Annotated in this window: 17 protein-coding genes; 3 read left to right on the top strand and 14 right to left on the bottom strand. The window is 58.3% G+C overall.

From position 1 onward, the window contains the following. Window positions 1-4,372, bottom strand: a 4,372-nt coding sequence (locus FHT69_RS22495; protein ID WP_246780750.1) for a N,N-dimethylformamidase beta subunit family domain-containing protein, incomplete at its 3' end; no start/stop codon positions are given. Window positions 4,373-4,937: 565 nt separating this feature from the next. On the opposite strand from FHT69_RS22495, the gene FHT69_RS22500 reads away from it, so the two are divergent. Further along, on the top strand, window positions 4,938-6,248 hold the full coding sequence (locus FHT69_RS22500; RefSeq protein ID WP_174824524.1) for a polysaccharide biosynthesis/export family protein: 1,311 nt from the start codon (window positions 4,938-4,940) through the stop codon (window positions 6,246-6,248). A 79-nt stretch (window positions 6,249-6,327) separates the two neighbouring features. Beyond that, window positions 6,328-7,836 (top strand): O-antigen translocase, encoded by a 1,509-nt coding sequence (locus FHT69_RS22505; RefSeq protein ID WP_097545106.1) that lies wholly within the window; start codon window positions 6,328-6,330, stop codon window positions 7,834-7,836. A gap of 76 nt (window positions 7,837-7,912) precedes the next feature. Here the strand turns inward: FHT69_RS22505 and FHT69_RS22510 are convergent, their stop codons facing one another. The 6 genes from FHT69_RS22510 to FHT69_RS22535 are packed head-to-tail and all read right to left on the bottom strand — an operon-like array spanning window position 7,913 to window position 13,444. Beyond that, window positions 7,913-9,130, bottom strand: coding sequence for a DegT/DnrJ/EryC1/StrS family aminotransferase (locus FHT69_RS22510; protein WP_047619769.1), 1,218 nt, complete (start codon window positions 9,128-9,130; stop codon window positions 7,913-7,915). Further along, entirely contained in the window at window positions 9,127-10,098 is a 972-nt protein-coding gene (locus FHT69_RS22515; RefSeq protein WP_029868052.1) for an NAD-dependent epimerase/dehydratase family protein, read from the bottom strand. Before FHT69_RS22515 ends, FHT69_RS22510 begins: the two co-directional genes overlap by 4 nt. Beyond that, on the bottom strand, window positions 10,095-10,814 hold the full coding sequence (locus FHT69_RS22520; protein ID WP_097545104.1) for an acyltransferase: 720 nt from the start codon (window positions 10,812-10,814) through the stop codon (window positions 10,095-10,097). Before FHT69_RS22520 ends, FHT69_RS22515 begins: the two co-directional genes overlap by 4 nt. Continuing rightward, a complete protein-coding gene (locus FHT69_RS22525; RefSeq protein ID WP_029868054.1) occupies window positions 10,804-11,907 on the bottom strand; it encodes a DegT/DnrJ/EryC1/StrS family aminotransferase in 1,104 nt (367 codons plus the stop codon). The genes FHT69_RS22520 and FHT69_RS22525 overlap by 11 nt, the downstream gene beginning before the upstream one ends. Then, window positions 11,904-12,941 (bottom strand): Gfo/Idh/MocA family protein, encoded by a 1,038-nt coding sequence (locus FHT69_RS22530; RefSeq protein ID WP_029733100.1) that lies wholly within the window; start codon window positions 12,939-12,941, stop codon window positions 11,904-11,906. Before FHT69_RS22530 ends, FHT69_RS22525 begins: the two co-directional genes overlap by 4 nt. Continuing rightward, window positions 12,938-13,444, bottom strand: coding sequence for an acyltransferase (locus FHT69_RS22535; protein ID WP_047619763.1), 507 nt, complete (start codon window positions 13,442-13,444; stop codon window positions 12,938-12,940). The genes FHT69_RS22530 and FHT69_RS22535 overlap by 4 nt, the downstream gene beginning before the upstream one ends. Before the next feature lie 552 nt (window positions 13,445-13,996). On the opposite strand from FHT69_RS22535, the gene FHT69_RS22540 reads away from it, so the two are divergent. Next, window positions 13,997-14,761 carry a response regulator transcription factor gene (locus tag FHT69_RS22540; RefSeq protein WP_029733098.1) on the top strand — a complete coding sequence of 255 codons (765 nt, stop codon included), beginning with the start codon at window positions 13,997-13,999 and terminating at the stop codon, window positions 14,759-14,761. A 225-nt stretch (window positions 14,762-14,986) separates the two neighbouring features. Here FHT69_RS22540 and FHT69_RS22545 read toward each other — a convergent pair whose 3' ends face one another. The 7 genes from FHT69_RS22545 to FHT69_RS22575 form a co-directional block, all read right to left on the bottom strand. Beyond that, window positions 14,987-15,976, bottom strand: a complete 990-nt coding sequence (locus tag FHT69_RS22545; RefSeq protein WP_028757615.1) for a glycosyltransferase family 2 protein — start codon at window positions 15,974-15,976, stop codon at window positions 14,987-14,989. 94 nt (window positions 15,977-16,070) lie between these two features. Then, window positions 16,071-17,051, bottom strand: a complete 981-nt coding sequence (locus tag FHT69_RS22550; protein WP_048338511.1) for a glycosyltransferase family 8 protein — start codon at window positions 17,049-17,051, stop codon at window positions 16,071-16,073. A 56-nt stretch (window positions 17,052-17,107) separates the two neighbouring features. Then, entirely contained in the window at window positions 17,108-18,160 is a 1,053-nt protein-coding gene (locus FHT69_RS22555; protein ID WP_029733095.1) for a UDP-glucuronic acid decarboxylase family protein, read from the bottom strand. 46 nt (window positions 18,161-18,206) lie between these two features. Beyond that, window positions 18,207-19,697 carry a sugar transferase gene (locus FHT69_RS22560; protein WP_183905982.1) on the bottom strand — a complete coding sequence of 497 codons (1,491 nt, stop codon included), beginning with the start codon at window positions 19,695-19,697 and terminating at the stop codon, window positions 18,207-18,209. Between the two features lie 5 nt (window positions 19,698-19,702). Continuing rightward, window positions 19,703-20,569: a WecB/TagA/CpsF family glycosyltransferase gene (locus tag FHT69_RS22565; RefSeq protein ID WP_183905983.1), complete on the bottom strand. Its 867-nt coding sequence runs from the start codon at window positions 20,567-20,569 to the stop codon at window positions 19,703-19,705. Window positions 20,570-21,279: 710 nt separating this feature from the next. Beyond that, entirely contained in the window at window positions 21,280-23,406 is a 2,127-nt protein-coding gene (locus FHT69_RS22570; protein ID WP_183905984.1) for a right-handed parallel beta-helix repeat-containing protein, read from the bottom strand. Further along, on the bottom strand, window positions 23,403-24,722 hold the full coding sequence (locus tag FHT69_RS22575) for an O-antigen ligase (protein ID WP_183905985.1): 1,320 nt from the start codon (window positions 24,720-24,722) through the stop codon (window positions 23,403-23,405). The genes FHT69_RS22570 and FHT69_RS22575 overlap by 4 nt, the downstream gene beginning before the upstream one ends. Between the last annotated feature and the right edge of the window lie 15 nt (window positions 24,723-24,737).

The following is a 24,737-nucleotide window of genomic DNA, read 5'->3' on the forward strand; positions in this document are numbered from 1 at the left end:
CGTGGATGGTGACGGTCAGGTTGGCCGTGGCGGTGGCGCCGCCAGTGTCCCGCATCGTATAGCTGAAGACATCGCTCAGCGTGTTGGTCGACTGGCGCAATGCCTGGACGGCCGCATTGGTCTCGTTGACGGTATAGCTATAGACGCCCGATGCGTTGAGCACGAGACTGCCATAGGTGCCGTTCAGCGCCGAACCAAGCGTGCCTGATGTCGCGCCGAAAACGACCGCCGTGACCGTCTTGGTATCACCGGCATCCGGATCGGTGTCGTTGGTCAGCACGTTGCCGCTCGCAACCACACCACCCGAACCATTGGCGACACCACCCTTCTCGGTCGCATCCCCCGCATCGGCAACCGCCGTCGGCGCCCTGTTGCCAGCCGTCGATACGGCGATGCTGAAGGTCTCGTTGGCAGCAAGGCCGCCGAGGTCGGTTGCCGTCACCCTGACGCCGTAGGTGCCGGTTGCCGTCGGCGTGCCGGAGAAGGTCCGCGTCGAGGCGTTGAAGGCCAACCAGGCGGGCAGCGCCGTGCCATCGGCAGCCGTTGCCGTATAGGCCAGCGTCTCGGTGCTGTCGACATCGGTGAAGGTGGTGGTCGGCAGCACGAAGGAGAAGGCCGAGCCGACGGTGGCGTTCTGGGCCACCGTCTGGACGGCCAGCACCGGCGCGTCGTTGGCGCCATGGATGGTGACGGTGAGGTTGGCCGTGGCCGTGGCGCCGGCAGTGTCGCGCATCGTGTAGCTGAAGACATCGCTCAGCGTGTTGGTCGACTGGCGCAGCGCCTGCACGGCGGCATTGCTCTCGTTGACGGCATAGCTATAGGCGCCCGATGCGTTGAGCACGAGACTGCCATAGGTGCCGTTCAGCGCCGAACCAAGCGTGCCTGATGTCGCGCCGAAAACGACCGCCGTGACCGTCTTGGTATCACCGGCATCCGGATCGGTGTCGTTGGTCAGCACGTTGCCGCTCGCAACCACACCACTCGAACCATTGGCGACACCACCCTTCTCCGTCGCGTCCCCCGCATCGGCAACTGCCGTCGGCGTCGTGTTCGAGCTCGGCGTGGTAAACATCACATCGACCCAATAGTTCGTCGACTGGAACGTGCTCGTGGGGAATAGGCTGTTGCTGCCATAGCGGTAGACGCCGTTGCCGCTGGCCGGCGCCGTGAGCGACCCGCTCGTTACGTTCGAGGTGAAGTAGCCGGTGGTCGTGGAATAATGACCGCTATTCGTGTGATAAGACGCCGTATAGGTTTGTCCGACTGTCAGTGACACCGGGCTGGTGAAATAGGCAGTCTGCCAACCGCTGACCGACTCATTCGTGAAGGTGAGGGTCGCAAGCCGCGTGCCGGTGCTCGACCATAATGAACCGGTATGCGTGCCAGTATCCAGGTCGCCCTTGTAGAAACGAATGCCGGTGACGGTGCCTGCCACGGAGGTCTGGAATTTGACGCCGAGTTCAACGGCTGAGCTATCGTTGGTGTTGACGACCGCCGGCGTCGCGGCGCCGAAGAGAGAGGTGTAACTCGGCCCGCTGACGGTGACCGTGCGTCCCGCCGAGGGTGTTTCCAGGTTGATGTTATCGTCGACGGCGCGAGATCGGATGGTGTATGTGCCCGCTGTCTGCGGCGACCAGGTATAAGTCCAGTTCTCATCGCCCGTCGCCGGATGCCAGCTTGCCCCGTTGTCCGTGGAAACCTCGACGCCGGCGATGACCCCGCCGCCCGTATCGGTGGCGGTACCTGTAATCGTGACTGCGGAGCCAACGGTCGCCGTTGACGGCGCCGTGATGATGGAAGTCGGTGCAACATTGTCCGACGAAGCGGTTGCCGCGACGAGCCCGGATTGCAGCGTCCCGGGCTGAATGCCCATATCGGCAAGCAAGTTGACCATTGCCTGCTGCACGCGCGGGTCCGTCGGCGTCGCCGTGAGATCGTGGTTGTCGCTCAGGCCCCATGTCCAGTAGACCGTGCCGGCGCCGAACACCAATGCACCGCTGGGCGCGCGATAGAGCGTCAGATTGTGGGTCGAGGTCGCATTGCCGGTCGTGTTTCCGTAATCGAGCAAGTAAGTGCTGACCGGAAGCGTCGTCGACGACAGCTTCACGAGGCCGGCCGGATCAAAGCCGTTGTCTACAGCTTCGTCCCATTCGTAACCAAGATAGTTCTTGGTGAGCGTCGCCGTCTGGCCAGGCTGAAGATTGGCGACGCTGGTATTGCGCCAGAAACGCAGATTGGCGTCGTCATAGGGAATAGTGATCGCCTGGAGATTGCTGCCGACATCGTCGACCTTGAACAACTGTCCGGTCAGTGAGTTTTCCGGGTTTCCGCCGCCGATAGCGGGTGGGCTGAGACGCGGATCCCGGAATGTGCCCGTCCATTCGTTGGAAGGGTCGATGCTGGCGGTGGGCGACCAGGTCTCCTTATAGGAGATCAGCGTGCGATAGGGCGTGCCGTCGGCGCTGTAGGCATTGCCCCAACGGGTGCGCCAATAAACCTCGTTGCCGCTCCAGAACATCAGGTTGACGCCCGCATCGCGCGCGGCTTCGACATTGGTTCGCTGCTGTCCAGACCAGTATTCGTCGTGCCCGGCATCAACATAGGTTTTGTGATTGAGCAACAGGCTGCCATAACGGTCGACGTCGACACCCGACAGGTAGGAGACGTCATAGCCGTTCTGTTCCAGCCAGTAGATGCCTGCATATTCGGCGCCGAACAGATAGTCCTGCGGACCGGCATAGGTGCCGACCCCGCCGCGGGTCGCAATCGGCCTGTTGTAGCTGACCGCATAGGCACGACCCGCCCCCTGGCCTGTCGCCGGACCATTGCCGCCATAGAAGTTAGCGCCACCCCAGCCGTTATAAGCTTGCCATGTCTCGTCTGCAGTCTGGAAGACGATGTCGCTGTGGCTGTCGTCATCCCGCACGATGAACGGGATTTGATTTTCGCCAAAGGTGCCATCCTGTCGCACGAGCTTGGCGATGTAGACGCCCGAGACGGCATCATTGGGTACGGTCCACGACGCCGAGACTGCCCAGTTGCCGGCATCCACCGTGCCGGTCGAGGCGTTGCGCAACGGATTGGGCTGCGTCTGCAAACCGGTATGCTGCATGGTCGCGACCTTGCGCGCGCCCATGCCGCCATAATAGCCGAGCCGATAGATGTCGATCCGATAATTGGTGGAATTGGTATTGATCTTGAAGCTGACCGTCTTGCCGTTGTCGACGCTGATGTCGGTCGCAAACCCCTCGATGTTGGAGCTACCGGCACCGTCGATGCCCCACTCACTCTCCGGGTTACCCTGCTTCTGGTTTTCCAGCACGATCGCGTTGCTGGCCGCCGCCGCCGCGGCCGCCAGATTTTGCGTTGCCAACGACCGCTGTGTAGAAGGTGGCGTTGTCACCGAGCCGGAAAGGATGCCGATACCCTTGGATGTGGACGTGCCCGTTCCGATTTCTCCGCCACCGGGCAACGATCCGTTCAAGATCGTCGAATCCGTCCACGTTGCGGTCCCGCGCCAGCCCGAGAGCGGGGACAAATCACGGTCGAGAAGCGGATCGCTGACCGAGGCGCCTATGGCCCGTTTGATCGTCTGCACATAGTCCGGGCCCTCGGTCAGCTTGGTTCCCGACAATTGACCGTCCTGTTGAAGCAAGGCGCCGCCATGCGCCCAATCGAGAATCCGCGTGGGGGAGGTAAAGTAGCCGCATCCGCACACACCAAAGGGCATGCCAAATGCCAGCGAATTAGCGCCGGCATGCTGGGCTGTCGCCTGCGCTGACGGGCTCGATTCGAGAATGACGACCTTGCCCGAGTGCGCACGCTCAGCCGCCACCGCAGCAGAACCCTGCCCGGAAACCGTCGGTGCAGGGCTTTGCGGCAGATACGGAGCCAGAGGATCGTCGCCTATGGAGCTCATTCCAGCATAGGTGCGATAAAAGGGCGATGCGGCCCCGAATGCAACTCCGTTCGCGTCCCGCTCGAAACGCGCAAAACCAAGCGTGTAGGCGGGCAACCGTGACGCGGCAGTATCAGCGCTTCGCCCCCCCGTTTCGAGATTTGTCGCGACTGTGTTGGCCATGGGCGGCTGCGCGCGGGGGATATCAGCTCGACCGTCCGCGTCGCCGATCACGCCCTCTCTCCGTCCAACGTCATGCTCATTGAGCTCCACGTTGTTGTCGGGATTGTCGACAAGCGTTCCATCATGCTTGCTTCCATCCGCGGTTTGCACGGATGTCGCAAGTTGAGCACTATCCTCGCGCCTTTCGGCAGGCTTGCGCGGCTTTCCCTCTCCGCCGACGGCCAACCATCGGGGAACCAGCGAATCCAACAGGAGGGAGCGCGAGCTCCAGCGGCGAGCGTTGCGATACATGGCGGGCACCTCTCGCGTGATTTTCAGGATCGAATCTATGAGGATCGTTTGATACGAGACCCTGAATTATAGCCGAAAAATGAGAGGGTATATCCTACGCCTTTCGCTCTACATGCGGCATCCTTTGGGCAAACGGCCGCGTTGCGTCGCCCACGTGATGGATGGGACGCGTGAGGTCGCGAAGATTCGCCCTTCCTGTGCAAGGCTCGAAGCCGCGGCGGTGGTTTCACCATCGCCGCATGGTGGCGCCAATGCTGGCCCTCCAAGCAGGAGACCACGTACCGGACCGTTCGTGCGATAGCATAGGCCGTTGGGCCTGTTGATTTTTTCGAGGCGATGCCTCTGTGTCGCGCAGAAGATATGTGCTTCTGCTCGATTTAGGCTTATGCACCCTCCCCACCCTATCAATTGTGATTAGGCAAAGTAAACGACCTCCACCTTCCTCAAGGCTTCGCCACACTGCACACTAGCGATGTGGTTTCGGGCTTGGCGTCCGGCGTTCGAACAGCGCTTAAGGCATCGGACCAGCGTCCGTTGAAGGATGTTTTGAAGGCGAGACATGTACATGAATCTATCGCACCGCGTCCCTCACCTGTTCTTTCGAGCAACGTCTGTCATCAGTGCACTCGTCTTTCTTGCCGGAGCTGCGTCACCGGCTCTCGCCGATAGCGCCCCTTTGGCTCCACAAACGAAAATCCGCCTGACGGTCGTCCAATGGATGCCGTCCAAGGGCCAGTTTGAGCGATGGGATGCGATTGGCGGCGAATATACGGTTTCGGATGCAGGTGAAGTCTCCCTGCCCTTTCTAGGGTCGCTGCCGGTTGGAAATCTGGACAGTGCCAGCCTGACCAGCGAGATTGGCAAGCGCCTTCAGGCAAAGATGGGTTTGGCCCAGACACCTGCGGTGACCATCGACGTTCTCGACTATCCGGCCATTTACGTCGTCGGAGACGTGATGGCGCCGGGAGAATACAAGTTTCACTCCGGCCTCAGCGTCCTGCAATCCCTGGCCATGAGCGGCGGCCCGTTGCGGGCTGCGGCACAGCAGCAAACGGAGACGATCAAGCTTGCCGGCGAGCTACGAGAAATCGACCATTCGCTGCTACGCAGTTCGGCAAAGCTCGCGCGGCTGCAAGCGGAGATGGCCGGCGCGAAAGAGATCGTCTTCGATCCGCCGCCCGCTGCCGATCGGCAATATGCCGAGAGTATCCATCAGGAGGAGCAGGTCATTTTTCAGGCCCGTGCAAACGCGCTCGCCAAGCAGTCGGTGGCCCTCGTCGAATTGCGCAATCTCTTGAATGCGGAAATCGATACATTGGAAGAAAAGCTGAAAGGCTCGGATGACAATATCCAGTCGGTCGAGGAGCAACTGACGAGCGTGAAGACGCTTGTCCAGAAGGGCCTCACGATCACCTCACGACAGATGGATCTGGAACGATTGCTCACCAACTATCGCTCCGACCGGCTCGATCTGGTCACCGCCATCATGCGGGGCCGCCAGGCGATCAACGAGACGACGCGCAATCTCGAGGGACTTTCCGACACTCGTCGGAGCGAGGTCGCTTCCGAAGTGCAGGCGGAAAAGGCCACTCTCGATCAGCTCAAATTGAAGCGCGACACCACGCAACAACTGCTTCTCGGAGAGCTGTCGACCGGCATCAACGTGAATAACCGCGATGAGGAACTCCCGCTGACCTTCATCGTGAGCCGGCGGGACAAGGGACAAGTCAATCAATTCCAGGCATCCGAAACGACGGAATTGGCGCCGGGCGACGTGGTCAGGGTAACCAAGCCCCGTATCACGGATGCGCCGTCCGAAGACGCCGCTGCGCTGCCTGTTCAGACAGAGGCTAATATCAGTCAGGTAAGCCGGTGATCCGCGAAAGGCATGTGCCGCAATCGGCCCTGCGGCGGGCGATTGAACGCCGGCACCGGATAACGGGCATGGGCATCCGATGACTTTGCGCATGACCCCACCCAGCAGCCAGACCTACACCCAGATCCTCAAATCGACGATGCTGATGGGCGGCTCTTCGCTCGTCAATGTCGCACTCAGCATTATCAGAAACAAAGCCATGGCTGTTCTGCTCGGGCCGGAAGGCGTGGGACTGATGGGCCTCTATGGATCGATCCTCGATATCGCGCAGGCGATTGCCGGGCTTGGCGTGGGCAGCAGCGGCGTGCGCCAGATTGCCGAAGCTGCGGGCACCGATGACGCAGAAATGATCGCACGATCAGCAACAGTGCTGAGACGCATATCGATGGTGCTCGGATTGTTTGGTGCGCTCCTTCTCGCCGCATTGGCATTCCCGGTTTCAAATTTCACTTTCGGCGGCTACCAGCATGCCGGTGGCATTGCATTGCTGTCGCTGGCAATCTTCTTTCGACTGGTCTCCGCAGGGCAGACTGCATTGATCCAGGGCCTGCGCGGCATTGCCGATCTTGCCCGTATCAACGTGCTTGCCGGGCTTATCGGCACAGCTGTCAGCATCCCGCTGATCTATCTGTTCGGCCTGCAGGCGATCGCACCGTCCCTCGTGGTCATTGCGGCTGCCTCGATCCTTCCGACCTGGTGGTACAGCCGGCGGATCTGCCCTCATCCCTCGCCAATGCCCACGCGCCAGTTCGGTCGGGAAGTGTCGGCACTGCTCAGGCTCGGCTTCGTCTTCATGGCAAGCGGGCTTCTGACCTTCGGCGCGGCTTATGCCATCCGCCTCATCGTGCTGAAGGAGGGCGGTGTCATGGCGGCTGGATTGTACCAGGCGGCCTGGGGCCTTGGCGGTCTCTATGCCGGCTTCATCCTGCAGGCGATGGGAACGGATTTTTATCCGCGCCTGACCGCGGCGGCCGACAACAATGCCGAATGCAATCGGCTGGTCAATGAACAGGCGGAAATCAGCATGCTGCTCGCTGGCCCCGGCCTGCTCGCCACCCTGACGCTTGCGCCGCTCATGATGAGCCTGTTCTATTCGGCGGAATTTCAGGGGGCAGTCGATCTTCTGCGCTGGATCTGCCTTGGAATGATGCTGCGGATTATTTCCTGGCCGATGGGTTTCATCGTCGTGGCAAAGCGTACCCAGGCGATTTTCTTCTGGACGGAGGTTGCGGCGGCGGTCGTGCATGTGGGGCTTGCCTGGCTCTTCGTATCGCTGCTCGGCACGCAGGGAGCCGGTATGGCGTTTTTCGGCCTCTATGTCTGGCACAGCATGCTGATCTATGTGATCGTGCGGAAGCTGACCGGTTTTCGCTGGTCCGCCGCCAATCGCAGACACGGGCTGCTTTTCTTGCCCGCATCGGGACTGGTATTCCTGATGTTCTCGATTTTGCCGCTATGGCCGGCGACGGCGATTGGCTTCGTCGCCGTCGCTCTCTGCGGGCTCTACTCGCTGCGCATGCTGATCGACCTGCTTCCGCCGGAGTCCGTGCCCGCAACCATCCGCGGATGGATCACGAAATCTGCATAACGAAACAATGCGCGTATCCGGAGATACGCGCATTGTTTCGTTATGCAGATTGTTTTTACCTCAGGCAAATGCGGGTTCAGGCGACAGCGACATCCATGGCACGTTGCACGCTGGCGGCTCCGACGGTCGCTTCCGCAAGGGCTGCGCGCAAGGCTTCGACGACCCGGTCCATGTCAGACACGGTCATCTGGGCATAAAGCGGCAGGATTATCGTTTGCTGCTGCGCAGATACGCTTCGCGTCAGGCTCGTGGCAACGCGGTGGGAGGTCTCACCGGAATAGGCTCCCTCCAGATGAATGTTCATCACACCACGCCGAGTCGAGATACCCTGATCGAGCAGGGTCTGCATGACGGCCCGCTGGTCGACCGTATCGGGCAACCTCACACAGAAGCTCTGCCAATTGCTGCGAGCCCAGCGCGGCTCGGCCGGCAGCGAAAGCCCGACAATCGTCGACAGACGCTCGCAATATTGCTCGGCAAGCAGCCTGCGCTGGGCAACCAATTCCGGCAGCCGCCGCAATTGCTCGCGTCCGACGGCCGCCTGAAGATCGGTCATCCGGTAGTTGTAGCCCAACTCATCATAGTCTTCGAAGATGACTTGTTTGGAGCCGTGACGAACGGCATCGGTGACGCTCATGCCATGCTGGCGCCAGAGCCGGAACTTCCGGTCATATTCGGGATTGGCCGTCGTCAACATGCCGCCATCGCCTGTCGTGACGACCTTCCTGGGGTGGAAGGAGAAGCAGGCAATGTCGCCATGCGCTTTGCCGATCTTTTCCCAACGACCGTCCCACAGGATTTCGCTTCCGGACGCACAGGCTGCATCTTCGATAACCGGTATCGAGTGGCGCTTGCCGATCTCCACGATGGCGCGGAGATCGCAAGGCATGCCGAGCTGATGCACGCAGAGAATTGCCCTGGTGCGAGGCGTGATTGCTGTTTCGATCAGGCTGGGGTCGATGTTGTAACCATCCGCTTCGATGTCGACGAAGACCGGCACTGCATCACAGTATCGAATCGCGTTCGCCGTTGCGATGAACGAATGGCTGACTGTGACGACTTCATCGCCGGTGGATATGCCAACAGCCTTCAGGGCCAGATGCAACGCGGTCGTGCAATTGGACATGGCGCAAGCATGCGCGGCGCCCACAAAGGCAGCGAATTCACGCTCGAAAGCCGCGACTTCCGGCCCCTGCGTCACCCATCCCGACAGAATAACGCGGCGCGCAGCCTCAGCCTCTTCTTCCCCGAGGACGGGTTTGGCAACCGGAATTATGGATTGAGATGAGCTCATGCAGCCTGCCCTCCTGCGCTTGTCTGCTTTTGCCACCAGGCAACGAGATCGCGAAGCCCTTGCTCCATGGAGATCTCCGCCTTGAAGCCGAGGAGCCGTTCGGCCTTGCTGATATCGGCAAGGCGACGGGTCACGCCGTTGACCGTGCGGGCCTCTTTGTGCTGCGGTTCGAGCGAGGAACCCATGATGTCGCTCAGCATCTTCGCGAGTTCCAGTAGACTTATTTCCTTGCCGCTCGCGACGTTGAACACTTCGTCCGTGACATCGCTTTTCGCGGCCAGAATGTTTGCCCGGGCGATGTCGCGTGCATCGACGAAGTCCATCGTCTGGCTACCATCCCCATAGATGAGGGGCGGCATCCCGGCCACCAGGCGTTCCATCCAACGGATCAGAACTTCCGTATAGGCGCCGTAAACGTCCATGCGCGGCCCATAGACGTTGAAATAACGGAGCGCGACATAGCGCAGGCCGTACATCTCCGCAAAACTACGCAGCAGCCCCTCGTTGAATGTTTTCGCCGCGCCGTAGATCGTCCGGTTATTGTACGGATGGTGCTCTTCGGTCGTTGGAAAACTCTCGGCAAGCCCCAGAACGGAGGCGGAAGAGGCAGCAACTACTTTCGATACGCCCGCCTTGACGGCGGTTTCGAGAACGTTGAACGTCCCCTCCGCAAGGACATCGAAAGCCAGTCGAGGCTCTTCGGCGCATTGCGTGATGCGGATGGCGGCCTGATGAAAGACGATGTCGACGCCTTCGAAGACTTTTGCCAGAAGCGCTCTGTCGCGGATATCCCCGTCGATGATCTTAACAGGCGCGCTTGTTATCGCCGAGCTGAGATTGTCCCGGCGCCCGCGCACGAAATTGTCGAGGACGATGATCTCGCGAGGTTTTTCCAATGCGACAAGATCGGCAATATGCGAGCCGATCAGACCGGCCCCGCCGGTAATGAGCACCCGTTTGTCTCTCATGATCTTCCCTCACGCGACATGTTCGTCATCGGATCATTATCCGAACGCCAACGTATGAATTTCGCAGGTACACCTGCGGCGACCGAGAACGGTTCGACGTCGGAAACGACAACTGCCCCCGCTCCAATGATCGCCCCCTTCCCGATGGTCACGCCGGGAAGAATGGTCGCGTTCGTTCCGATATCGGCCTCTGCGCAGATGCGTACCGGCTTGATTTCAAGATCCGTGCGAATGATCGGCACATCCAAGGGCAGTGCCGTGTGGGTCGAGCCAAGCACCTTGGCGCCAGGTCCCCACCCGACAGAATCCTCGATCACGAGATCGCGAGCGTCGAAATAGGCCATCGGCCCGATCCAGACATTATCGCCGATCTTGCACCGGCCGTCGAAACGACCCTGGATATAGGCCTGAGCCCCGATGAACACCCCATTGCCGATGTCGAACGTCTCGGGATGTTTGAAACCGGCACCGCCTGCAACTTGCAATCCTGTGCCACAGCTCCGCGCGATGGCTTGCCAGATGGCTTTTCGCATCAGAGTATCGATGACACCGTCACCGGCCGCGAAACGACCGTAGAGCTCAATCAGGCCGGCGCGCCCGTATGACTGCCTCAGTTCTTCGGCCAGCCCGGCCTGATAGGCAGGGTCCGCCGGCCTTTCATGACGGCCGTGGACCGCCTGCACGATCCGGGCCTCGCCCGCACGATCAACTGACATAGGCGTTCTCCAGCGCGGCGGCCACCTGGTCGACGTGCCACGCCGGCATCTCCGGATAGATCGGCAGCGAGAGGACCTCCCGTGCGGCGGCTTCCGAGTTTGGGAAATCGCCGGCCTTGTAACCAAGGTCGGCATGGGCCTTCTGCAGATGCACTGGGATCGGATAGTGCAGCCCGGACTGAATGCCCTCCGCGCTCAATACGCGCTGAAGCTGGTCACGATCGCGGCTTCTGATAGCATAGACGTGATAGACGTGGCGCCGGTCGGAGATTTCGACAGGAGTCCTCAAATTCGCCGAACCGCCAAGCAGCAACGAGTAGCGGCGTCCATGGGCGCGCCGCGCTTCGGTCCAGGCTTCGAGATGCCGGAGCTTGATGCGCAGGATCGCACCTTGAATGGCATCCATGCGGTAGTTGAAGCCCTTCAGCAGATGGTGATAGCGCTGTTCCTGACCCCAGTCGCGCAGCATCCGCATCGTCTTGGCCTGATCGTCGCTGTTGGTGACGACGATACCCCCCTCGCCGCAGGCGCCGAGATTTTTGCCGGGATAGAAGCTGAAGCAGCCGGATGTGCCGATACTGCCGGCGCGCGCGCCTTTGTATTGCGCTCCGTGCGCCTGGCAGGCGTCCTCGATGACCGGGATCCGGTAGTGGTCGGCAATCGCTTTGATCGCGTCCATATCGGCCATCTGACCGTAGAGATGGACGGGAATAATGGCCTTGGTTCGGGCCGTAATCTTAGCCTCGAGTTGCGCCGGATCCATCGTCAGCGTCACGGGCTCGACATCGACGAATACCGGTCGTGCACCTGCGTAGCAGATCGCCGATACGGTCGCGACGAAGGTAAATGGCACGGTGATGACTTCATCGCCGGGGCCGACGCCTGCCGCGAGAAGCGACAGATGCAGGGCACTCGTCCCAGTGTTGACGGCTATCGCATGTTTGACGTTGCAATAGTCCGCGAATTCCTGCTCGAGGCGGGCGACCTCCTCGCCCAATATGTATTGCCCCGAGGCCAGGACACCGAGCACGGCGGTGTCGATTTCGCTCTTGATGGATTGATATTGTGCTTTGAGATCGAGGAACGGGATCATGCAATGCGCCTCGCCTCTTCGAGCTCGATGATACGACCGCGCTGGGCGAGCGACCGGCTTGCGGCTTCAAGGATGCGAACGACCCGCAGCCCGGCTTGGCCATCCGTAATGGGCCGCGAATTTTGCTCGATGCACTCGACGAACTGATCCAGTTCGCGTTTTAATGCCTCGGTCATATCGAGCTTGGGCGCCCACATGTCGCCGCTGCGGTACCCGACCATCATCTGATGCACCTTCTCGCCGTAGGCCTGAGAATTTGGGTTCAGCGTGATGCCCTTGTCGTAAACCTTGATCTTTTCGCTGGGCTCCAGATCGTCGTAGACGACCATCTTGTTGCTGCCGCCGATCAGGGTGCGGCGCACCTTGACCGGCGCCAGCCAATTGACGTGGATGTGGGCGATCAGCTTGCTTTCGAAGAAGAGCGTCAGATAGGCGATGTTCTCAGGCTCGCCGAGCACATGGCTCATGCCCGTCGCCGAAACCGCCACCGGCCTTTCCTGCACAACATGGTCCAGGATAGAGAGATCATGCACCGCGAGGTCCCAGATAACGCTGACATCGTGCTGGAAGAGCCCCAGATTGACCCGGACCGAGTCGTAATAATACATGTCGCCCAAGCCGCTTTCGACGAGTTCGCACATCTTGCGGACGGCGCCGGTGTGGACGAAGGTATGATCCACGGCCAGCACGAGGCGTCTGCGCGCCGCTTCTTCGACCATCCGTGCGGCTTCCTCCGTCGTCGATGCCATCGGCTTTTCGACGAAGACATGCTTTCCGGCCATCATCGCCTGCATTGCGAGCTTGAAATGGGTCGAGACCGGCGTTGCGATGGCGATTGCATCCACCTTTGGATCGCGCAGAACTTCCTCGAACTTGTCGGTGATCGTTACTGCTGGATACCGGCTTTTAACAGCCGCCAACCGTTCGACATTCAGATCACAAACTGAAACGAGGTGCGCGCCGGCCGCTTCCGAGATGTTACGAACCAGATTCGGACCCCAATACCCATACCCGACAACAGCGATGCCGATCATTTCATTCCTCCCAACGCATACATGTCGACTGCCCCGTCATTGACGCGACCGATCACCCTGGCTGGAACGCCCGCGACAATGGCGCCATCAGGCACGTCCTTTGTTACAACCGCACCGGCGCCGACCTGGGCAGCCTCTCCGATGGTCACGCCAGGCAGAATGGTGGCGTTGCTGCCAATCGATGCGTGGCGCTTGACCAACGTCGGGATGAGGATCCAATCGGCCTCCGTCTGCAGGCTGCCATCCGGATTGACGGCGCGCGGGTACATGTCGTTCGTAAACATCACCCCGTGGCCTATGAACACGCCGTCCTCCAGCGTCACGCCCTCACAGAGGAAGGAATGGCTGGAGATCTTGCAGTCTTTTCCGACGATGACGTTCTTCTGAATCTCGACGAAGGTGCCGATGCGCGTTCCTGCGCCGATCGTGCAGCCGTATAGATTCACCAGATCTGGATGGTGGATGATGCTGCCGTCACCCAGCTTGACGTTTGATGCAATCATCCCTGCAAAACCCCTACTCCTGAACAAGCCCAGATTCTCAGTTGAAACAACAATCGCTTGATTGCACCCAAGGTTTCATACCGACAGGACAAATACTTCTCTTCACTTCAAAGAGAATTGTTTTCTTCATCTGAGTAAAGAAACAAAACGTTTAAGGTTATTCACCTAAAGGCGTATCTACTTATGACGACTTACGCCCTTATTCACGCATCGACCGACATTGGTGGTGGGGCCACCTCCCACACCCGTTACCGGACCCATGCCGGAGACGACGATTGTTTCCATGCATTTAGTGGCCCGCCCAAAATGCGGTGTAACGGCGCAGACTATTCTACAAACCGCCTAGTAATATATAAGTCTACCTTAGATTTATCATTCTATTTCCGCCTTACGATGGTAGTTGTGCGCTACTTAGCCTATATTAGCTACTGTAACGTTCCGCGAATTGTGGTATTCGATTCCTACTTTAGAGTTTCCTAAACCCCCGTATTGAGAGGGGTTGGTACTCGAAGCCGTAGTGAGAGCGTAAACGTGTTAGGGGAGGGTGAAGCTGTGAATTCAGCACTTATACCGAATTTAGACTCCAGGCAGGAGAACCTAGCATTTCCCCTTACGATAGAAAGTAATTCGACGGCACTTGCCTTGTCGACAAGACAAACGCATTCGCTTGTCATTCTCGATAATCGTGAACTCGATCGGCAATGCTTGGCGCAATGCATGGCTGCCCAAAAGACGGATTTGCAGATTCTGGCATTTGGATCAATTGAGGAGTGGAAGCAGAAGCGGGACGACTATCCTCCGCTTTCGGCAATCCTCTTGAACGTCGGCGGCAAAAAGATCGATGAACCGGCCGTTTCGGAGCAAATCCGGAAGCTCTCGTCGGAATTTGCATCAACGCCACTCATCGTATTGGCCGATAGCGACGATTTCGGCCAAATCGTCAGGGCGCTCGAGTACGGAGCCAAGGGGTTCATACCCGCCTCGGTCAGCGTCAGTGTGTGCATGGAGCTGATCGCGCTGTCGGTGGCGGGAGGAATTTTTGTACCTGCAAGCGCCCTGTTCGCCATGCGTCACTTGCTGGACTCGAGCAATTCGACCGCGCGCCCGCTAGCCGGCATATTCACGGATCGTCAGGTGGAAGTCGTTGAAGCGCTCCGACGCGGAAAGGCGAATAAAATTATCGCCTATGAGCTCAATCTGCGAGAAAGCACTGTAAAGGTGCATGTTCGTAACATTATGAAAAAGGTCAAAGCAACGAACAGGACGGAAGTCGTGTTCAAGCTCAACGACTTGTTCCAAACCAGTATTCCGGCATGAGCGTGGATAAGGCGTTGTACTGATCGTTGTTGAGGCAAACCTCTTCGTATCTTGGAACCACGGTCTTGCTCAAAAAACCCGATGGCGCGAATGCGTCACCGGGTTTTTTGATGCCGGGGTTCGTCTCCATCCCGTCTCCCGCGATCTTGGCATAATAGCGATCGAGCGCTCGACCACCTGACTGTTGTTTGCGTACTTGCGGATGAACGGCCCCCTCCTGCCCATTCATCCTGCAACGCGTCGCCCGATAGAATTCAGGGCGTACCAGTATTTTGGCCCGATTGTTTGCTTGCAGACCAATTTGATCCAGGGCAATGAATTTCGCACTTCGGGCGAAACTTCAAGAGCAAAGCGCTGAATAGCCATGGCTGTGGCAATATCGAAATTATTGAATGCCATGCCTGCCAGCCGAAGCGCCTCTTTCCCGAGATCCCTGGCAAGAAAACGTCTGAGTTTCTCATCTTTCCTGAGGCTTTCCGCGCCTTGACGAAACAGAATATCGAAAGCCTGTTTTCTTTGCCGGAGGTCGGGAAGGATACTTTGTCCATAGTATTGTAGCGACATGTTCGAAGCATGTCTGCGGTATACGGCTTGGTCTTGGTTGATGTAGCCCACTCCGGCATGTGATGCGAGCCGCAGCCACATCTCCATATCACCGGTATGCGGCAGTTCCTTATGATAGCCGCCGACCTGTTTTTGCAGCGTCGTTCTGATGACGGCCGTCGGTGTCGGAACCAGGTTGTTTGCTCCACTCAACCGTATGAATTGCGGGCCCGACAAGACCTGCATGGGAGCCACACCATTGTCCCCGAGAGGATCGACGCGCTTACTGACGCCGCTCGGCTCAGCTATGAGCGCGTTCCCGAAGGTGAACCCCACATTCGGATGATTGCGCATCAACTCCGAAGCGCGACCCAGCGCGCCCGGCAAGAGATAATCATCCGCGGAGAGAAGCAGGAATAAGTCGCCGCCCGCCCACTCGATTCCGCCATTATAGGTGGCGATGTGGCCCTTGTTTGCCGTGTGCCGCCGATAGGTGACCCGTTTGTCCCGGGATGCCAGAGCCTTTCCGACTTCCGGCGTATTGTCTGGCGAGCAGTCATCCAGAATAAGCACGCGTACATCGACGCCTGCCTGTGACAGAACACTTCCAACACATTCCTCAAGGAAATGAGCGTAGTTGTAGCAGGGAATGACGACATCAACGCGTTGCAAACTTAATCCTCCGCAGGCAATCGTTACGTTCGGGAGTATTTCATGGAACCCGAACCCGGCTTCGTTTCGCTCTGACGCGTTCGTCGCTCCCGATTCATTGGCGCGACGTCGATGCGTGTGCCCGCATCGCTGATTTCGTGCAGGACCATGCAGCTCTCAACAAGGAGGATCGGGCAAGCAGCCGCGAGCCTACACGCTTCAAGCCACTCCGAGCGCGCTCCCACCGGGTAAGCGCAAAACGGGTCCGGGACCGAAATGCATCGTAGAAGGCGACGTTCGGGCTCAAGCTTCCTGATTTCCAGGGCTTCACGTTGGTCACGAAATGAACGATCGCGAGCTTCTGCTCGAGCGCGATGCGGGCGATCGCCTGCGTTGGCTCGAACTGAAAATTCCAGGCGCGGTTCAGGATCTTCCACTTTCCGTCGCAGGCAAAGTTAAGGGCGTCCTGATCCGAATATTCCGTCGTCGGAAAGCGGTCGAGATACTCCAGCGAACGTTCCGTTATTCGCTCGTTTCGCCATTTTTCAAGGTCGATGAGAAGAATGCCGGCGTTGAAATAACGTTCGACCCGAGGGCCGCCTGTCGCACTTGGTCCGATGCTTACAACATTGTCCAGCCAGTAATCCGGTACGGCGCCGATCACTGCCTCGCCGAGATCGATATTCCACAACTGTTCAAGCGCAGTCAGGACCAGGATGTCGCCATCCAGATACAGAGCCCGATTGCAGGTCTGCGGAAGGAACTGCGGCAGAAGGATCCTTGCGAAGGTCATCCTCGATACGCCAGGGCGAGTGGAAAATCCATTTGCGAAGGACAATGTGGCGATGGGATGCCACTGAATGACTGCAGAATTTGCGGGCAGAGAGTCAAAGATCAGTCGCTTTATTTCTTCGCCTATTCCCTCATGAATGACATGGATATTCAAGGGCCATGCGCTTTGGTTATTCTCGGCGATCGATCTAAGGGCGGTCGCCAAGGGAACGGCGTAGGCCGCATCGACTGCAAAGACGATGGGGCCTAACCGCTGTTTTGCACCCGCAAGGGCGGCTCCTGTTGGTATGCTATGCACATTCATGTTTCCGGCACCATCCCATCGAAAGAACACGAGCTTGCAATGATCGATCTTTCTGTTCACGGCCCGATTGGTACGGCTTCCTGAACGGGAAGGCCGACGGCCGGGGTAGGCAGATGGGTGTAGGCCATTCGCGAGGACTGGACGCCAAGCGTGCTCTTGGTTCCGCCAGACAGCTTCCACTCGAAATACGCGATCGTTTTCTCAAGCCCCTGTCGCAGGTTTACGGTCGGCTGCCAGCCCAGGTCCTGCTTTGCGTGGGTGATGTCGGGCTTGCGCTGCGTCGGATCGTCAATCGGCAGAGGCTTGTAAACAATGCTTGATTTCGATCCCGTCATCTCGATGACCATTTCGGCCAGTTCCCGGACCTGGAATTCTCCTGGATTACCGAGATTGATCGGACCCGTAACGCCGGCCGGCGCCCCCATCAGGCGGATAAAGCCCTCAATCAGATCGTCTACATAGCAGAAGGAGCGCGTTTGCTTACCGTTGCCGAAGATGGTGATCGGCTCGTTTTGAAGCGCCTGAACGATGAAATTGGAGACGACGCGGCCATCATTGGTTTGCATGCGAGGCCCGTATGTATTGAAGATCCGTGCCACGCGGATCTCCACGCCATATTGGCGATGGTAATCGAAGAACAATGTTTCGGCACACCGTTTGCCTTCGTCATAACATGCGCGCGGCCCTATGGGATTGACGCTGCCTCGATACTCCTCGGGCTGAGGGTGGACTGCCGGATCGCCATAGACTTCGCTCGTGGATGCCTGGAAGATCTTCGCCTTGGTGCGTTTTGCCAGGCCGAGCATATTGATGGCCCCGTGCACATTGGTCTTCACGGTCTGCACGGGGTCGTGCTGATAGTGAACCGGAGATGCCGGACAGGCGAGATTGTAGATCTCGTCGACCTCCACATAGAGCGGGAAGGTAATGTCATGACGGAGCACCTCAAAGCGAGGATCGTCAAGAAGATGCAGCACATTGTCGCGCGAACCGGTGTAGTAATTGTCCACGCAGAGGACATCATTGCCCTCTCGCAAAAGCCTTTCGCACAGGAATGACCCCAGAAACCCGGTGCCGCCGGTTACCATAATTCGCTTTTGTCCGTGCATTGGTGTGCTCCGTTGTTGTGATGATTGCCGAAGGACGAGGAACAGGTCAGCAAGCTCCCTTGCCCTTTAAGACCGCAGGAATTGTGCTCAGAAGGATGTGCAAGTCGAACCACAAGGACCGGTTGTCGATGTAGAACTCATCGAGTTGCTGCTGCAGCTCGATATCCGCATTGCTTCGCTCGGATATTTGCCAGAGACCCGTCAGCCCCGGCGTGACGGAACGGCGTTTGGCCCGAAATTCGCCGTCCATCGCCGAAAGGTGGTACTCGGGAAACGGGCGTGGTCCCACGAAGGCCATCTCGCCCGCAATGATGTTTGCCAATTGCGGGAGCTCGTCGATGCTCGAAGAGCGCAGCATATGTCCGATGACCGGAAGGATGCGCGGATCGTCCTTGAGCTTGAAGTGGCTCAACCACTCGGCGCGCATGCTGGGGTTGTCTCGGAATAATGCTTCAAGGCGCTGTTCTGCATCTTGGTACATCGTCCTTAATTTCAGGACGTGCACCGGCTTGCCGGACCGCCCTTCCCTTGTATGCCGGAAGAAGACGGGACCTGGATCGATGGCATAGACTGCAGCCGCTGCGAACGCGATGAATGGCGCAACCACGATCGTTGCAGGGATGGCGATCGCGAGATCGAGGATTCGGCGAACCAGATCCGAGTTGACCCAACTCCCACCAGTGGTGAGGCGAATGCCGATCTCTCCGCCGACATCTGCAGGTCGCAATCCGCTTACCTTGAGGCTCGGCGTGTCGGACAGCAAAATGACTTCCACGAACTTCCGACGCATCGCCGCCAAGTCGGGTCCAAGCGAGCCTGTGTCGCCGGCAATCACGGCAATGGATGGCCCGCCATCGGGCAATGCCTCCAAAGTATCGGGGGAAAAGGGCTCCGGCCTGATACCATACTGCCAGTGGTCCTCGAAATGTGCCACAAGCGCGGGAGTAAGGTTGCGCGCCCCTATGACAACCGCGCGCTCCCCCCAGATTCCAAGTCTCCGGCACAGGCCTCGTGCAAGCCAATGCGCAAGTGGCTGGACAATCAGCCCGAGAGCGAGGAACCCAATAACGGCAAGCAGCAGTCGTTCCCCCTCCGGCAGGACAATTGCTCCGAATGCCGTCAGGACAGCCACCTTGACGGTAGCTATGGTGCGCCGCCGGAGATGTTCGTGGTCATACAACCGATATCCAGGATAGAGGCCGGCCGACGCGTAAAGGATCATCGCAGCGAATGCTGCGATCGTGAACGTACGCTCCACCATTGTGCCCTCCGAACCCATGGGGAGAACGGACAGGAGAACAAAGTAGGCAATCAAATAGCTTGCAATGTCGCCGGCGACCAGGAAAGACGATGTTGCAAGCCGAGCAAGCTGGCGCCCTAGTGCGACTGATATATTCAACGCTGCCTGTGCAAAGGGATCGGCGGTCTTAGCTGCTATGGGCGGCACGGAACCTGCCGGAATCGCCCGCGACGTCATGTCATTTGATGTGGATGCCTTCGGACCTGGTCTCATTGCTGACGAAGCAAATAGGGACATGATGGCTACACCTTTACAGCTGCCGCTTTTGGCACGCTTGATCCAAAAACCTTGTCTTCGATTGGAAACTTCCGAAGCCCCAGTCTCTGGAATGCCGTCAGTGAGATGAAGGTCGGCACGACGAGCGCATAGCGCCGCCACAGCCGTCGCGGCTCGCACAAGAGCCGAAACGCCCATTCGAAGCCGCTTCTTTGAATGAACCTTGGAGCCTGCCGCTTGAGGCCGGCGTGGAAATCGAATGCGGCTCCGACACCGATGAGCATCGATGCTTCCAGACGATCGCGCATGCGCGCCATCCAGAGTTCCTGCTTGGGACTGCTCAGCCCGACCCAGATGATATCGGCACCCGACCGATTGAGCCGGTCAGCAATATCCGTTTCCTCCCGCGTCGACAGGTTGCGAAAAGGTGGCGCATAGGAGCCGACGATCCGTGCTTGCGGAAATTTTGCCAGAAGGCGCGCCTGCAGTTGCTCGAGTGTTTCGGCCGTTGCGCCATAAAGGAAATGGCGCAAGCCCTTGGAGCTGCCGGCATCGAAGACGGATAACATCAGATCCGGTCCATAGACCCTGTCGCTTTCCACATGACCAGCATGTCTCAGCGCCCAAACAAGCGGCATGCCGTCGGGGGTTACGAGGAACGCCCGGTTGTGGATCGACCGGAGCTCGGGATCATCTTGGCAGCGGACGATGCCGTGTGCGTCGCGAACGCACACATATTCGTTTCTGCCGTCTTCGATCGCTTCTTGAATAAATCCCGTCGCGCTTTTGAGATTGACTGCCGAAACGCGAACACCAAGGACATTCGTCCATTCTAGGGAACCCTTTGGATGAAGAACTGAAGTTTGGCTGCTGCCTGCTGATTGATTTCCCATGACCTACGCTTTCGCGATCGAAACTGTCATCAGAATATCCCGGCAGGCCGATTGCCTCCATACTTGCCGCTCCAGCTATTGGACGTAGAAGAGATTTCATATTTACGTCTTATGCCGCGACGACGTACAATATTCGAAGTAAGTCCATGTACCCCACCGCTTGCCATATTGCTCTTTTTGATGACCGTTGGCCCGAAATGGCGCTTCGACCCGCGCAGAGCCGCAGAAGCTATTCACTCTAGCGTGATCAACGCTCGTGAGGTTTGAGCGCGAACAAAGTCGGGAAGAGAGACATGCTCAACCCGATAGGCGAGATGAAGACCCCGGCCGGCGAGCGTTCGGAGACGTCCGACACAACCAACCAGCTGCGGACAGATCTAAGTTCCAGCGGCGATGTGCCGTATGGTTATAGTCATCAGGGAATTCCTGACCCCTATGCCGGGAAGGCTGCAATCGCGATCTTGACGTTCGCGGAACGCTCAGTGCAGAGATGCTGAGACAGCTCGCTGCCAATAATATTGCCCCGCCCACTATGGGAAACCTGCCTCACCCTACCAGATCTCTAGGTCCCCGATTTTGATGCGCATGCCTGCATGCGCTATACCCGCAAGCCTCGCACAGCGCGGGCACGCCGTGGTTGAAGGGCGTTATAGGTCGCCATAGCTGCGGACTTTATCGCCGCATAACACCCCTCGTCGCGGCGCCTTTTGTTACTCGGGCGGCGCGACTACGCTTCCGGTGTCCTCTCCAGCCTTCTGAAGATCTCCTAGGCCGCCGAATTCTCCCGAAAGCATGATCTCCGGATGGACCCTGAAGCTCTTGTCGTTCAAGTTACCGCTGTAGCGGTTGCGCGCGAATTGCACAAATCCAAGCCCAAGATCGGGAGCGTTGACATAGGCCACAATGCCACTGTCACTGTCGACAGATACAACATTCTCCTCAATGCGATTGGGGCGTGCCCATGGCGGACGCCAACCCTTGCCGGTACCCTCATCGACCCGAAAAGCCGCGCCCGATCCGTGTGTGATGACGTTTCCCGCCACCAGGTTGCTCCAACCGCCATTGATACCGATCGCCGCGATGTTGCCCGAGAGCGTATTTCCCTCGATACGCAGTCCGCTCGCCTTCCCATCCGTATAGATCGCCCAGCTGATAGGAGACGGCCATTCGCTGGTATTCTCGTATCCGGGAGGCCAGAACGTTCCATCGACCCTGTTCATGAGATGACCGGTCCCGGTCACCAGATTGGAGCGGATGACGCTGTTAAGCGAGTCGGCTTGCTCCCCCATCATCTTGATGGCGCCGCCATCTGCCGTCTGCTGGTTGGCGTTATGGATCACGTTGTGCTCGATGACGGCGTTATAGACGGCGTCGTTGGAACCCCACAGCGAACCGCCGGCGATTCCGAACTGCGCCGTGTTTTCAATCAGATTGTTGGCGATCCTGACATTGTCAGCCGCCTGGAACCATATTCCGGCGGTTTCAATGTAAACCTTTCCGATGTCATGGATATGGTTTGAGAGGATTCTGGAGCCGTTCGACTTGCCGAACGTGCCATAATTTGTGCCGACGTAAATCCCGTTGCCAGCCACATCGGCAATCACATTGCCGGCAATCAACGCATCCTTGCTTTCCGTCACATGGACCCCGACGCCGACATTTTCGATGCTGTTGCCGAGAATCTTGACGCCATCAGCGTGTTCGATCCGCATGGCGCCAAATCCTCTGGTTTCCGTATAGAACTTGCCGCTGCCTTCAGGAGCGCCGTCTCTAAACTCGAGCCCTGATACAACCATCCCATTGGCCCCATCCAATTTGAACAAGGTCGGCAAAATGCCTGCAACGACTACGGAACTGGGTAACGACTGATCGACGGGGATATAATGAAGCTCGCCCGCGACAAGGTCGTACCACCACTCTCCGGGAGCATCGAGCAAGGCCTTGGCTCCGGTTAGGAAATAGCGGCTGCCTTCTGCGGTAAAGAAATAGTCTGTGCCTTTGGTATAGACAGTCCGGCCGGCGCCATCGATCGATACAACTGGGAGCGTATCATTGCCCCACTGGCTTCCGGGTTGATAACCCCCAACGATGTCCACGACCAGTCCACTTGTATCACCCACTGCCGGAAGGTCGCCGGCATGGAAACAAAAGCGCGTGTTTCCTTCCCGTACGTCGATGGCAGGCCGGCACTTTGCGGCAAACAACCATCCTTTGCGTGGATCGCCATCAGCGGGAGCGTTGGGAAATCGAGCCCGAGTTTGGCGTATCCCATTGACGAAAAGGTCGCCGACCCCCTCATCCGGTGGCAATTTCAGCGGCGCCGTCCAGCGACCATCGGCCTGCTGCGTCCAGTTGAACACGCTTTGCCCCCCATGCAAAATCGGCGCTTCATTGCATCTTGCCGTAACGATCAAGCCCTTATCGCGGGAGTCAAAGACGATCGGCTGAGCAAGGAAGTAATCGCCTTTGCCCAGCGCGATTGTGTTGTTGCCGCCCTTCTCTCGGGCAGCATCACGGGCTCTTTCAATGCTGGCGAAAGGGCCGTCGCCGCCCTGCTGATCTGCGGTCGGAAGGAGGCCACTCCAGCTGTCTTTGCCGTCGGGAGAAACGTAAAATATCGTCCGTGCCCCGGTGCTGCTGCTCAATACCTCGCTTAATGAAGTCCCATTCAACTTGGCGGACAAAGTCGGCGAAGCTTCCGCGCAAGTCGCCTCCCTGACGAGCATCTGCAAGCGCTCGGGCGCATCTATCTCTGTCCCGACCGGAGCCGGATTGCCGGACTGCGGAAACAGCATGACAGGCAACATGCTCAGCGTCAGTCCAAAGCGCCGCCTCATGATATCTGCAACCCGCTCGCAAGGCCGCGCGAGGGCGCCTGCCAAGGTGGCGCACGGCTGATCGAAACGACGGGCGCATATAGCGAAAACATGATGATGGCTGCGGTAAACAGGATGAAGATGGCGTCATTCTGAGTGAAAAAAATACTCTCGGTCAGATTCATCACCAGAATCATGATCGTAAAAACATTGAGCCAGAGCCACCCGTAGTGCGGATCATTGCAGTGAAGGGTCGCGCCTTGGCGGATTGCATGGAGAAGCAACAGAACAAACGGAATCATTCCCATTATTCCAAAGCTCAACAAGATATCGCGGTATCCATTATGCGCGTGGGGTGCCGCCCATCCGATCTTCAACCACATGCGCGTCGCTTCGGGGTTCACGGTTGTCCAGAATGCCTGGTAACCGTAGCCAACCATCCAACGATCGGATATTTCGCGATCAACCAGCTCCCACAATGGCACCCGACCGGTCAGAGTCGCGTCCTTGCCGAGCGCTTCAAGGGCCGGAACCAGGAATTCGTGAAGCGAAATCAGAATGCCGAGCGACAGCTGAACGAAAAGCAGGACGATGACCACGCGGCCAATGCTGCTGCTTCTTTTCAGGAGGGTATAAAAGCCGATCAGGCAATACGCCACTGACGTTGCAATGATCGCGGTCATCGATCCGGAGCTTGCAAGGCAGATCACACCAGCGGCCAACAAGATGAACGCGGTTCGCCGCAGGCCGAGCGTCCCGTCGATCAGCACAGCCGTCGCCGCCAAGATCATCAGAGACGCGTACCAGCCCAGGACATTCTTGTGAATGAAAATGCCCCGCATAGTGCCATCCGGCATACTGGCGAGGCTTGGTGACACCACTGACATAACCACACTGAGAACGATACAGGCTCCGAGGGTCACAAATAACAGGAACAGCAGTTGCCTTGGGGTGAAACGTATCGCGAGCACATAGGAAAGAAGCACGCAAAACAAAAGACCGATTGCGCGCCTCAAGGTCGTTTGAGGCCCTATTGACCACAGGGTAGACAAAAACGGCAGGATAAGGATCGAGGGAACGATCAGATTTCGCCTGAGCGCTGTTAGAAATTGCGGAAAATTGCGTATCAGGATCACGATTGTAAAGACATATACAGGAAAGCAAGGAAGACGCAGTATAGATTTGGCGGATTCGCTGAGCGTTCCGTCCGCATCTGCCAGGATAAGCGGCAGAAGGGCGCCTGCCTGAAAAAAAAGGGATATGCCGGCACCCCAGCATTCTATAGCCCGCCAACTGATGGTTGGTCCGCTGGCAGTTCCGAGGCTATCTACTCTCATTGTCCGTCCCGACTG

The organism is Rhizobium sp. BK008, assembly GCF_014197345.1.
In the GTDB taxonomy this organism is placed as follows: Bacteria; Pseudomonadota; Alphaproteobacteria; order Rhizobiales; family Rhizobiaceae; genus Rhizobium; species Rhizobium anhuiense.

What these genes read in the sequence shown, in the direction of transcription:
- FHT69_RS22505 (WP_097545106.1), top strand. Translation starts at nt 6,328, where the DNA reads ATGACTTTGCGCATGACCCCACCCAGCAGCCAGACCTACACCCAGATC.
- FHT69_RS22510 (WP_047619769.1), bottom strand. Translation starts at nt 9,130, where the DNA reads ATGAGCTCATCTCAATCCATAATTCCGGTTGCCAAACCCGTCCTCGGG.
- FHT69_RS22575 (WP_183905985.1), bottom strand. Translation starts at nt 24,722, where the DNA reads ATGAGAGTAGATAGCCTCGGAACTGCCAGCGGACCAACCATCAGTTGG.
- FHT69_RS22500 (WP_174824524.1), top strand. Translation starts at nt 4,938, where the DNA reads ATGAATCTATCGCACCGCGTCCCTCACCTGTTCTTTCGAGCAACGTCT.
- FHT69_RS22550 (WP_048338511.1), bottom strand. Translation starts at nt 17,051, where the DNA reads ATGAATGTGCATAGCATACCAACAGGAGCCGCCCTTGCGGGTGCAAAA.
- FHT69_RS22535 (WP_047619763.1), bottom strand. Translation starts at nt 13,444, where the DNA reads ATGATTGCATCAAACGTCAAGCTGGGTGACGGCAGCATCATCCACCAT.
- FHT69_RS22570 (WP_183905984.1), bottom strand. Translation starts at nt 23,406, where the DNA reads ATGAGGCGGCGCTTTGGACTGACGCTGAGCATGTTGCCTGTCATGCTG.
- FHT69_RS22520 (WP_097545104.1), bottom strand. Translation starts at nt 10,814, where the DNA reads ATGTCAGTTGATCGTGCGGGCGAGGCCCGGATCGTGCAGGCGGTCCAC.
- FHT69_RS22560 (WP_183905982.1), bottom strand. Translation starts at nt 19,697, where the DNA reads ATGTCCCTATTTGCTTCGTCAGCAATGAGACCAGGTCCGAAGGCATCC.
- FHT69_RS22565 (WP_183905983.1), bottom strand. Translation starts at nt 20,569, where the DNA reads ATGGGAAATCAATCAGCAGGCAGCAGCCAAACTTCAGTTCTTCATCCA.
- FHT69_RS22555 (WP_029733095.1), bottom strand. Translation starts at nt 18,160, where the DNA reads ATGCACGGACAAAAGCGAATTATGGTAACCGGCGGCACCGGGTTTCTG.
- FHT69_RS22525 (WP_029868054.1), bottom strand. Translation starts at nt 11,907, where the DNA reads ATGATCCCGTTCCTCGATCTCAAAGCACAATATCAATCCATCAAGAGC.
- FHT69_RS22515 (WP_029868052.1), bottom strand. Translation starts at nt 10,098, where the DNA reads ATGAGAGACAAACGGGTGCTCATTACCGGCGGGGCCGGTCTGATCGGC.
- FHT69_RS22530 (WP_029733100.1), bottom strand. Translation starts at nt 12,941, where the DNA reads ATGATCGGCATCGCTGTTGTCGGGTATGGGTATTGGGGTCCGAATCTG.